The organism is Chachezhania sediminis (assembly GCF_009765275.1).
Taxonomy (GTDB): Bacteria; Pseudomonadota; Alphaproteobacteria; order Rhodobacterales; family Rhodobacteraceae; genus Chachezhania; species Chachezhania sediminis.
Genome location: NZ_VOPH01000002.1, coordinates 153,393 through 164,883, shown reverse-complemented (window position 1 = coordinate 164,883; position 11,491 = coordinate 153,393). Strand labels below are relative to the sequence as shown.

Genomic DNA, 11,491 nt, shown 5'->3' with positions numbered 1-11,491 from the left:
TTCCGGTGAAAGGTTGCCCCATGCAGATCGAGTTCTGGTTCGAGTTCGCCAGCACCTATTCCTATCCCGCCGCAATGCGGGCCGAGGCCCTGGCGGCCGAGGCCGGGCTGACCCTGCGCTGGCGGCCCTTCCTTCTGGGTCCGATCTTTGCCGAACAGGGCTGGACGACCTCGCCATTCGTCCTGCAGCCGGTCAAGGGCACTTATATGTGGCGTGACATGGAACGGATCTGCGCGCGTGCCGGCGTGCCGTTCCGGCGCCCGTCCGAATTCCCACAGAACGGACTGGAAGCGGCGCGGATCGCCATCGCCCTGCCGGATGACGGGACCCGGGCGCGGTTCAGTCGTGGCGTCTATGCCGCACAATTTGCCGAAGGCCGCCCGATTGCCGACCGGACCGTTCTGGGCCGCGTCCTGCTGGACATGGGCCTGGACCCCCGCCCTGTGATGGAAGTTGCGGACACCCAGGACAACAAGGACGCGCTGCGAGCCCAGACGGCGAAGGCCAAGGGCCTGGGCATCTTCGGCGCCCCCACCTGGCGCACCCCGGACGGAGAGCTGTTCTGGGGCAACGACCGGCTGGAACAGGCGCTGGAATGGGCCCGAAACCCCTGGCAGGGCTGGGTCTAGGTCCGGCTGTGATCGCGACAGCTTCGTGACGGCGCCAAGGGCGGGCCGCACACTTCCTTGTGAAGAAGCGGCAGACGTCCCTCTGTCGGGGGGGCAGGGTCAGGACCCATTCATCCTGCACCGTCGGTTTGACGGATTTCCCCTATGGTCACGAACGAGTTCGCAGGAATAGTACATTTATTTCAATCGCTTGTGAGGCCCCAAGAGGGGGGTCGTCAAATCCGAAGGACGTCATATCCGGTTCATCTCAGGGGCTCGGGCCGTTTGGAAACAGAACCGCTATTCCCGGCATTCCCCAAACCCCTGATCTTTCGCAGATTAGGCCCCGAAGGCGCAGGATGATAAGGTCCTGACCCTAGGGCTGGGTGATCCCAAGCTGCGCGGCCAGTTCCTGCAGCGCGGGCACATCCGGGTTGGCGGCCAGCGCGGCGCGGGCCTGTTGCTGGCCGGCTTCGGGGCCCTGCAGTGCGGCGGTCAGGCGGATAATCAGGCTCCACGCGTCGGTCAGCTGCGGGTCCATCTCAACCGCCCTATGGAAGGCCGACAGCGCCGCCGGGAACTGGCGCTGCGACAGCGCCATGCCGCCCATCACCAGCTGCGTTTCCGGAAAGTCGAAGCGGTCGCCCAGCGACTGGCTGAGTTCGGCCATGACTTTGTCGCGGTCGGCCATCGCTTCGGGCGACAGTGTGGCAGACTGAAGCTGCAGCAGGCTGCGCAGCGCGGCCAGACGGACATTCCGCGACGGGTCCCGCAGCAGAGGGGCGATCCGGTCGGCGGCCTGCTGATCGGGCAGAGCGCCCTGCAGCGGGATTGCGTGTTCGCGGACCAGCGGGTTCGGGTCGTCCAGCAGGGCGACCGTCCCGTCCGCGGCGCGGGGCCCGGCGGCGGAGGTCATGAGATACAGCGCGGTCGCCCGCACGATGTCCGGCGTCACGGGATCCTGCGCCAGCTCGATCAGCCCGCGCTGGGTACCCGCCGGATCGCGCTGTGCCCGCGCGAAGAGCGTGCCATAGTGGGACCCGCGATGGGTGGACTCGGGGAACCGCTTCTGGATCTCGGCCGCCGCCCATTCCGGTGTCCGGTCGGTGTGGCAGGTGGTGCAGGCATCCGGCGCACCGGTGCGGGCATCCAGGTCGGGGCGCGGGATGCGGAAGCTGTGGTCGGCCCGCCAGTCGATCCCCATGTAGACCTGTTCCACCATGTGGCAGTTCTTGCATTCCGCACCGGCCGTACCGGGTTCGTGGAACGTGTGTTCGGGCCCGTCGAAGACCTTCAGCGGCAGCGACGGGAAATCCGGGTTGCCGGCCGGCGAATGGCACTGGGTGCAGACCGTGTTGCCTTCGGCGACCAGCTGCATCGAATGCGGGTCGTGGCAGTTCGTGCAGGTCACACCCTTGTCGTACATCTTCGACTGCAGGAAAGACCCCAGTACATAGACTTCGTCCAGGATCTGCCCGTCGGCGTGGTAGAGGCCCGGCGTCAGCGGCAGCAGACGGAAATTGTCGTGATAGGGCGCGCCCGGCATCGGGTTGCCGTCGCCCAAGGGTTCCCGCCGGGAATGGCATGTGCCGCATTGCTGGATCCAGTCCTCGGGGCTGGCGTCGGGCGACATGACCAGGCCATAGGATGCGTTCGCCGGCCCCGAACCTTGCGTGGTGGTCCATTCGACATGGGCCGAGCCGGGGCCATGGCAGGCCTCGCATCCCACGCCGATCTCCACCTCTGTCGACTGGTATCGGCCGGTGGCGGGATCATAGTTCTTCTTGTACCCGGTTGCATGGCATTCGGCGCAGCGGGCGTTCCAGTTCTTGTAGGGCCCGGTCCAGTGCAGCCCGTCGGCCGGCGGCAGGACATTGTCGCCATACAGGTGATACCATTCACCCTTGGCGGCATCCCAGACCACGTCGAAACTTTGCAGTTTCCCCGGCTCCGTCTCGATCAGGTACTGCTGCAGGGGCGCGATGCCGACGACGGAATGGATGTCATAGGCGGCCCGAGAGCCGTCCGCCTCGGTCACCGCGGCATGATAGCCGTCTTCATCCTGCGAAAACTCGACATGCATCCCGGCCCCGTCGAAGGACGTGCCATCGAAATCGGCGATCACCGTGTCCGGGCCCGGCATCGTCCAGGCCAGCTGGTGGTGCGAGCCGATCCAGTGTGCGGTCGCCTCTTCATGACAGGTCGTGCAGGTTTCGGACCCGACATAGTGCGGCGGCTGGGTCGCCGGATCGTCCTGGGCCAGGGCGGCCTGCCCGGACACGAAGGCCAGGAACAGGGCGGCGGCAAGGGGGCGACAGGCGGCGATGGGAAACGGGAACAAGAGGCGGGCTCCGGGGCTGGCTGGATCCTGGGAACCGTTCCGTGGCGCAGCGCCCCAAGTCAAGGTGGGGCGGACACGGAGGCGGGATCGTGAAGACGGGAAAGGGGCGCACGGACAGGGCGCCGAAATAAGATCGGGCCGGACAAGCCGGCCCGATTCACTCACTAGACAGGGAACTCTTTACGCACACACAACATCCCCAGTACTTGTTAAGACTTTAAACCCCCAAGGTACTCGTTACGTGTTGGTCGCCCGGTCAGTTGCCGGTCGGCAGACCGATGGTCACGCCGCCGGATTCCAGCTGGTCGCGTATGTACTTGAAGCGCTGGTAGCTGGTGATCGTGATCGGCCCGGAATAGGTTTCCGACTGCAGCTTGCGCGGCGGATACTGGACATAGGTCTTCATCAGGTCGGCCACTGCATCGTTGACCGGCACGGCAGCCCAGGTGCTTTCCGTGAAGGTGGTCATGAAGATGTCGTAGCGCTCCTGCGGGTCGTCCAGCAGGTTGAAGACCTGCGGCACCGTAGCAACGTAGGACGCCGCGCCCTTCCAGCCCAGGTTGGTGTCGACCGACAGACCGCCCGTGGTGGCACCGTCATCGCCGCGCAGGTTGAAGGTGAACTTGAACGGCCCGCTGCGCACGGCGCCCGGGGTCAGTTCGTCTTCGGTGAAGTAGAACCAGAAGTTCCGCGGATCATCTCCCTTGCCTGTCCAGACCGGGGTCATGTCGTAGCTGTCGAAGATGATCGGCTTGCCTTCGCGGTCGTTCTTCGGAAGCTCCTGCCCCGCGACCGACGCGAAGGTGGCCATCAGGTCCAGACCGCCCGAGATGTCGTGGTTGATCGCGCCTGCGGGCACGTGACCCGGCCAGCGAACCATGGCCGGAACCCGGTTGCCGCCTTCACGCACGGTGCCCTTGGTGCCGCGGAACGGGGTATAGCCCGCATCCGGATAGACATCCTGCCATGCGCCGTTGTCGACGGTGTAGAAGACCAGCGTGTTGTCGGCCAGGCCCAGTTCGTCCAGCTTGGCCAGCACGTTGCCGACGCGGGTATCAAGTTCCACGACAGCATCCGCATAGTCGGACTTGGAGGTCGATTTGCCCTCGAAATCCGGGTGCGGCATGTTCGGCTGGTGGTTCTTCATGAAGTTGATGTTGATGAAGAACGGCGTGTCGGGCGTCTTGGCGGCGTCCTCCAGAAACTCGATTCCGGCCTTCTCGATATAGGCATCAAGATAGGGGATACCGACGACACCCTTGTCGGGCGTGTCGACATACTGGCCATTGACCTCGAAGTCCTGCTTGGCCGGCTGGCCCGCATCGCCCGACAGCGATCCCTTGGTGGCCTTCACGAATATCTCGCGCGTTTCCGGCGACATGGCCTTGTGCCATTTCGGGTCGGTGTAGGTATAGGCGTTCAGGTGGTACAGGAACGCATATTTCATGTGGTCGTAGCCCTGCGCATTGGGCAGGGCATAGTCGGATTCCCCCAGGTGCCATTTGCCGGTGAAGTAGGTGTCGTACCCTGCTTCCTTCAGCACCGAGGCCAGCGTCCATTCCGCCGCCGGCAGGCCGCCGCCCTGGCCCTGGAAGGCCACGGTGGTCATGCCCGACCGGTTCGGGATACGGCCGGTCTGGATCGCGGCGCGGCCCGGCGTGCAGGAAGGCTGACCGTAGAAGTTGGTGAAGATCATGCCCTCGGAGGCCAGCTTGTCGAAGCTGGGGGTCGCCATGCCGCGGCCTTCGCCGCCAAGGTAGGGGCCCAGGTCGCCCCAACCGGTATCGTCGGACACGATCAGCAGGATGTTCGGCTTCTTGGTCGATGCTTCCTGGGCCAGGGCGGACATCGGAAGCAGGGCCACGGCCCCTATTCCGAAGGCCAGCGCCGCGGCGGCCCGTAGATTGCCAACTCTCATAATGATCCTCCAAGTCTTGGTTGATGGCACGCTGCCGGAGCAACTGCGCTATTCTCTGAAATTGCTAGGACTACTAAAAGATGCATTTGTTGATGATCTTTTTTTGTAAAGGTTGTGCTCGATCGAGCCACGATACAGTCGGGCAGGCGGCTGCGCCCGATCGTGTGGGAAAGGTGGGCGTGCGCAGCCCGCCGGCGAAACGCCGGGGAAAAACACTCGCTGCTGGCAAACATACAATGCACGCCCACCTCCCGGTTCGGTAGCAAAAGCCGCGGGAACTCCGCTGGGGTCGTCGAACCCGGATCCTGCACTGAACTGCAGGCATATTCTCTCGCCGGCCGCGGCGCGGAAGGGGCGAACATGTGCGCACCCTCGGTAGGAAATCTGCCACATGCATGTGACAAAAGGATTTTATCACTGGATTTCGGCGTCTCTTTGACGAAGATCCGAGGTAGAAGATTGCATGTTTCGGCGATCTTGTAGCATGTGTCGCGCCTAGCATTGTCCTGCCGCCGCGGCGACGGTCAGTGATTTGGAGGACACGGTGGTCACCCCAGACGACAACACGGCACATGGGTCCACAGGCAATGCCCCGACCCAGGCAGACATGCGTGACGCCCTGGACCGTGTGCTGGCCAGTTCGGATTTTTCGGCCAACGCGCGCCGGCGGGCGTTCCTGGAATACATCGTCGAACGGACGCTGGCGGGCGATGGCCCGCGGCTGAAGGGCTATACCATCGCGGTCGAGGTTTTCGGCCGTAGCGAGGATTTCGACCCGCAGTCCGATTCCGTCGTGCGGCTGGAAGCGCGCCGCCTGCGGGCCGACCTGGACGGGTACTATGCCAATGCCGGCCGGACCGACCCGGTGCGCATCGCGATTCCCAAGGGCAGCTATATCCCCACCTTCGAGCGGACGAATATCGTTCCGGACCAACCTGTTGCACCGGATGACCCGGCGGCGCCGGAACCTGTTGCAACACCGGAAAGCCATCCGCGTCCCCGGTCGCGCCTGTCGCATCTTCTTTTGCCGCTGGCCGGGGTCCTGTTTCTGGTCCTGGCCGGGGGCGGGATCTTCCTGTGGCAGGTCTGGGACCGCGATCTGGTCGGCACCCGGGCCGAGGCACGCCTGCCGGCCGTCGTCGTGCGCCCCTTCGAATCCGCCGGCCCCACGGAAAGCAGCCGCTTCATGGCGATGGGCATGACAAATGCGCTGATCGGCGATCTGATGCGCTTTCCCGGCATCCGGGTCTATGACTGGGACAGCGAACGTGTCGGCCGTGCGATTTCCGGCGCCGGGCTGCCCGCCTTCTACGAGGTGACGGGCAACGTCCATGTGCAGGACGAAACGGTCTATGTCTTTACCGAGCTTCACGATGCCCGCACCGCCCGCATCCTGTGGAGCGAAAGCTATCAGCGCCCGCTGCGCCCGGAGGCCCTGACCAAGGTCCAGGCCGAAGCCGCGGACGAGATCGCCACGGCCCTGGGGCAGACCTATGGCGTGATCGCGGATGACCTGCGCCGCAAGGCGGCCATGGATGCCTCGGCCGAGATCGACAGCTATCTGTGTGTCCAGCGCGCCTTCGGCTATCGCCGCGCGTTCGAGAACACGACCTATCAGCCGGTCATCGACTGCCTGCAGCGGACGGTCGAACGGGATCCGAATTATGCCGATGCCTGGGCGATGCTGGGCTGGACCTACCTGGATGCGGGCCGTTTCGCCTTTGACGGCCACCAGGACCCCGCGCCGGATTACGAAGCTGCCCGTGCCGCGTCGGAACGCGCGATGGAGCTGGACCCCGACAACACGCTGGCTTTGAAGTCGCTTGCCGCGGTCGAGTATTACACGGGCAATTTCGACCGCGCCGAGCGCTTGTCGCGCCGAGCGGCCGAGCTCAACCCGAACGACCCCGATGCGTTGGCGCAGCTGGGCTATCGGCTGGTGATCCGTGGCAACCCGGAAGAAGGCCTGCCGCTTCTGGAACGCGCCATGGCGCGGACGGTCAACCCGCCGTTCTGGTACAACTATGCTATCGCGCTGGATCGGTTCAAGAACGGCGACTATGTCGCGATGGACCGGATCGTGCGCCGCTACGAACACGACGACACAGGGTTCGGCGAGGCGATGTCGGCCATTGTCGCGGGCGCGTTGGGCCAGTCCGCCCGTGCCCGCGAGGCGCTGGAGCGGATGGACAGTGTGCCCGCCATGCAGCGGGGCGTCGCTACCTATTTCCGCCAGCACGGCGTCGACGATGAGACCGTCGCCATGGTCCTTGCCGGCCTCGACAAGGCCAGGAAGGTCGCCTCGGGCGAGATCTGAGCCCGCAGAGCCGTTCGTTGTGCCCCCGATGATCACGCGGCGTTTGTCCAGGACCGGGACGGCAAGGTCATAACATGGGGGAACGGTCCTCTGGCGGTGCCGGGAAGGACCGGCAAAACGTCAGGAATCGACCAGTTGAATGCGATTTCGCGCAAAAAGCATGGACAGGGCACGCGGTTCGCCATCGTATCGCCCCCCAAGCAATCGATTCGGCGCATCATAGGCCGATCCTGTTGTGCAGACTGTCACGCGGCGGACATTCGTCCGGCTTTTTCTGCCGAAGGTCACATGGGATGAAACCAAGGTATCGAAATGGCTGATCTTACCGGCACCAGACGCGGCACCCCCATGACGCCCGCCCAGGCGAGGGAGATCCTGACTTCTGTCGGCTGGCTGTCCAGACAGCCGCCGGCCTTCCAGGACGCGGTCATGGAGCGCGCGAACCTGGTGCGCCTGTCGAAGGGGGATGTCCTGTTCCGGCCCGGCGATCCGCCCGGGGGAATCTATGGTCTGGTCACCGGATCGCTGATGGTGATGATGAGCCCGACACAGGAAACGCCGCGTCTCATGCATGTCAGCAATCCCGGCGCCTGGCTGGGTGAAGGCGGCTTTCTTGGCCGGGCCAAGCGGCGGTTGATGTTGCAGGCAGCGGGCGAATGCTGGCTGATGCACCTGCCGCTGGAAGCGATGGAACAGATGGCCCAGCGCGACCCCTTGCCGGTGACGCGCTGCTTCGTCGGCATTCTGATGGAAAACCTCGACGTCCTGATGCATGCCCTGCACGAGCTGCAAAGCCTGTCCGAAGAACGCCGCATCGCCTCGGCCCTGCTGCGCGTGACAGAAATGCAACCCGAGCAGGTCAACATCTCGCAGGCGGATCTGGGGGTGATGACCGGCACCTCGCGCAAGACGGTGAACGCGGCCCTGGGTCGATTCGCCGAAAAGGGCTGGCTGCGGGTCGGCTATCGCGTGATAGAGGTGGTCGAACGGGACGAACTGCAGCAGTTCGTGGAATCCGACATCTAGGGTCAGGACCCTGGGGACCTGCGATAGGCATCGTGGCTTCAGTGCAGGGTTTGTTGCAGGCATGGCATCGTCGGAAGGGCGTGGCCTGATCACCACTGCAGAACCGGGCGTGGTTGACCTTGGGGAAATCATTCTTCAATGTCGAATGGTTTAAGGGGCGGTGGCGGCCATGCATCTTTCGAAATTCACAGATTATGCATTGCGGGTCTGCCTGTATCTGGGCGCCCACCAGGACCGTCTTGTCCCCATTTCCGAAATCGCCGAAGCGCACAAACTGTCCCAAAGCAACCTGATGAAGGTGGTGAACCAGTTGGTCAACGGCGGCTTTGTGCAAAGCACGCGCGGCCGGTCCGGCGGCGTGGCGCTGGCCCGTTCCGCGGCCGATATCCGGGTGGGCGACGTGGTGCGCTATATGGAGGGCGAGACCAGGCTGGTCGATTGCGCCTCCTGCATCCTTTTGGGCGCCTGCGGGCTTGTCGCGGGCCTGAAAGAGGCCAAGGTCGCGTTTTACGACGCCCTGGACCGCTACAGCCTGGCCGACGGGATCCTGTCGCATCCCCGAACGCTGCCAATCCTGCAAGGCGCGGCCGAAGGGGCGAACCGGCGGCTCGAATCGCCGCGGCGCATCCGGACGCGGTAGCGCCGCCTCTCCACCGCCGCCGGTCGCCCTGCACGGGCGGGACCGGGTTTCGCAAACTGCACCGAACTTCGGCAATTCACCGGTTTCGCATCCAGTCCGGCCCCGGTTCCATCCCCTGCGCCGGGGTCACGGGGCCGGCGGGCGCCAGAAACCGGTAAAAGCATCAAAAATGTCCTGGCATGCAAAACTATTCATTCAATCTGAATGTTTAGGCAGTGTCGCTAACCCTGCCGCCGTCGCAAGGACGCGCCGATCCTGAACCGACCGGCCCCGATGGGCCATCCCGCGGCAACGGCGCTGCTCTTCTCCTGATACGATCAGACCGGGGAAAGACCGCGCCCTCGCGCCGCCGTTTTCCATTGCATGACCTGGCGGGCCTTCCCCTTGGCCGTCCGCCGTGCCGCAGGCGTTCCGGCGGAATAAGCCCCGGACGGCCCATCCCGACCGGCCCCGCCTTGGCGGGCCGTCCTTGTCTTCGCAGTGCAGCGCCATGGCCACGGACAGGACCCGGGACAGGACGGGGCTCTGCGCGTCGCCGTCGGATCCTGTTCCAAAGCGGATCCCAAGCCGAAGGGCTACCGCGTGAAGATCGAAAGGCCGGGCACGTGCCCGGGTTGATACGCCTGGCAGGGCGGGTGCGGCCCCTCCGGTCCGGAGGGGCCTTTGCTCATTCCGCCGCCGTCTTGTTGGAATGACAGCAATGGGCGCCGTTGGGGTCCTTCGGCACGTCCAGCGTCGGATTGCGGTCAAAGAAATTCTCGGGCCGCAGCTTGAAACCTGCATAGTCGACCGGCATCACCGGCCAATCCTCGGACCGGGGGAAATGGGTCAGGCCGAACGTGTGCCAGACCACGATATCCTCGCCATTCACGGATCTGTCCGCGGCGGCATAGGCCGGCAGGCCCGCGCCGCCCGGATGCTGGTTCGGCGTATAGCCGGCGGCCCAAAGCTCGTCCCGGTCGAACTGCGTTACCCACAGCGATCTGGTCGCGAAGCCTGCCCGCTTCGTGATCGACGCCTCGTCGTCTGCCAAGAGCAGCGGCAGCCCTTCGGGGGTCAGGACATAGGCCGTGGGCTCGCCCACGCGGTTGGCCCGGTCGGTCGATGAAATGCGCCAGATCCGGCCAAGGTCGTTCCGCGCGACCCTCTGCGCATCGCCTTCGCGTTGCAGCCTTGTGATCTGCCTTGTGAAGGCATTCCCCACCGGGTTGCCGGGCCCCATGGGGACCCGCTTCACGTCGATTTCGTCAACGACGTTCCGCGGCCCGTCCACCGCGAAATCCAGACGGGCGGAAAACAGGTGCTGGTGCTGCGGCGCGCCCAGTCGCGGGGCCATTTCCGTCGCCCATTCATAGTCGCCTTCGGGCCTGCCCGAGGTGAAGACAACGCCGGTCGCCTTGCATTCCAGTTCGATCCGGCCGTCGAGGTAGAAGTACCAGTAGAAGCCGTAATCATAGTTCCCGACGGTCACGAAGAAGCTGACCACCAGCCGCCGCTGCCGCCGCACGTCCGACTGGCCCGAGAAGACGCAGGTATGCTTCCAGAGGGTGCCGAAGTCCTCCTCGTGGATGCAGACCGCGTTCTTGATCTCGACCGGGTTGCAGAAGTCGTCGACCACGGTGGCGTCGACATAATGGATTTCTCCCAGGCAGTCGCAGCCCAGCACAAGACTGTTGGCCAGCCGCCCGAACTGGTATTCGCCCGCGTCGAAATAGTTCTGCCATTCATGGGTTGGCTGCGGTTCGCCATAGGGCACCACCATTTCCGATATCGACGCCCGGTTCAGGATCGACCGTTTCACGCCCCGGTCCCGGAACGATATGTCGTGCAGAGTCAGCCCCTCGCGCCCGTTGAAGCCGACGCGGATGGACCAGTTTTCCCATTCCAGCACGTTGTCCGCCATTGTGAAGGACCCGCCCTGGGGCTGGGTGATGTTCAGCGGCTTCATCGTCGTGCGCGGCGCGATGGCGGGGTCGAGGTAGTCGTCCGTCTCCTCCGGCACGTGCATGTAGCCGGTATCGACGAAGCGCAGGACCTTTCGTTCGGTCAGGTCGACATGGCAGACGACGCCTTCGATCGGGTGCGCCCACAGCATGTGGATGGCCTCCGGATCCGGGGCATGGAAGCTCAGCACGCGCAGCATCCGGCGGCCGATCTCGGCCTCGTCCCCGAAGACACCGGCCGACAGCGGGCAGCAGAAGACGGTGTCGAGGTCGGTGATCCCGCGCTTGGCCAGCGCCTCGATGAAACGCGGGTCGGCTTTGGCGATGTCGCCGGCCGCCACGTAATCCTCGTCCAGCACCGGGCCCCAGCCTTCCCGGGACGGGTCCAACGCCCGCCGGTGGACGACCTTCCCGGCAGGGATGTCGATGACGACCTCGGTCACCTTGCGGGCCTCGACGTCGGACACCAGAACCCCGATTTCCCGCGGGACGGTCTGGCCGACCCGGAAGGCGGCCAGCGTCTCGCGCGCGGGTTCGCGCAGCATGACATAGGAATAGCGGATGCCGTCGCCGGTGAAGCCGGCCTCGTCCAGCACCGCCTTCAGCTGGACGATTTCGGACGCGGTGATCGGATCCAGCGGGTGTTTCACCGCGGTCTCGGGGGCAAGTGCGGTTTCGGTCATGGCGGGCTCTCCGGC

7 protein-coding genes are annotated in these 11,491 nt (G+C 64.8%); 4 read left to right on the top strand and 3 right to left on the bottom strand.

Annotated features, from left to right (window positions below; all coding sequences use genetic code 11):
* Positions 1–20 precede the first annotated feature (20 nt).
* Complete coding sequence (locus tag FQK05_RS05725; RefSeq protein WP_158964954.1) at positions 21–629, top strand: 2-hydroxychromene-2-carboxylate isomerase; 609 nt, start codon at positions 21–23, stop codon at positions 627–629.
* 355 nt (positions 630–984) lie between these two features.
* Here the strand turns inward: FQK05_RS05725 and FQK05_RS05720 are convergent, their stop codons facing one another.
* Together FQK05_RS05720 and FQK05_RS05715 are read right to left on the bottom strand one after the other, a co-directional pair.
* The gene (locus FQK05_RS05720) at positions 985–2,949 is read right to left on the bottom strand and encodes a multiheme c-type cytochrome (RefSeq protein ID WP_233270393.1); all 1,965 of its coding nucleotides are present in this window, start codon (positions 2,947–2,949) and stop codon (positions 985–987) included.
* Positions 2,950–3,205: 256 nt separating this feature from the next.
* Positions 3,206–4,867, bottom strand: coding sequence for an arylsulfatase (locus tag FQK05_RS05715; protein WP_158964953.1), 1,662 nt, complete (start codon positions 4,865–4,867; stop codon positions 3,206–3,208).
* A gap of 544 nt (positions 4,868–5,411) precedes the next feature.
* Here FQK05_RS05715 and FQK05_RS05710 point away from each other — a divergent pair.
* The 3 genes from FQK05_RS05710 (at position 5,412) to FQK05_RS05700 (ending at position 8,850) form a co-directional block, all read left to right on the top strand.
* Positions 5,412–7,184, top strand: a complete 1,773-nt coding sequence (locus FQK05_RS05710) for a tetratricopeptide repeat protein (protein WP_233270392.1) — start codon at positions 5,412–5,414, stop codon at positions 7,182–7,184.
* A gap of 312 nt (positions 7,185–7,496) precedes the next feature.
* Positions 7,497–8,210: a Crp/Fnr family transcriptional regulator gene (locus FQK05_RS05705; RefSeq protein WP_158964951.1), complete on the top strand. Its 714-nt coding sequence runs from the start codon at positions 7,497–7,499 to the stop codon at positions 8,208–8,210.
* 169 nt (positions 8,211–8,379) lie between these two features.
* On the top strand, positions 8,380–8,850 hold the full coding sequence (locus tag FQK05_RS05700) for an RrF2 family transcriptional regulator (protein ID WP_158964950.1): 471 nt from the start codon (positions 8,380–8,382) through the stop codon (positions 8,848–8,850).
* Positions 8,851–9,517: 667 nt separating this feature from the next.
* On the opposite strand, the gene FQK05_RS05695 is transcribed toward FQK05_RS05700, so the two are convergent.
* Positions 9,518–11,476 carry a primary-amine oxidase gene (locus FQK05_RS05695; protein ID WP_158964949.1) on the bottom strand — a complete coding sequence of 653 codons (1,959 nt, stop codon included), beginning with the start codon at positions 11,474–11,476 and terminating at the stop codon, positions 9,518–9,520.
* Between the last annotated feature and the right edge of the window lie 15 nt (positions 11,477–11,491).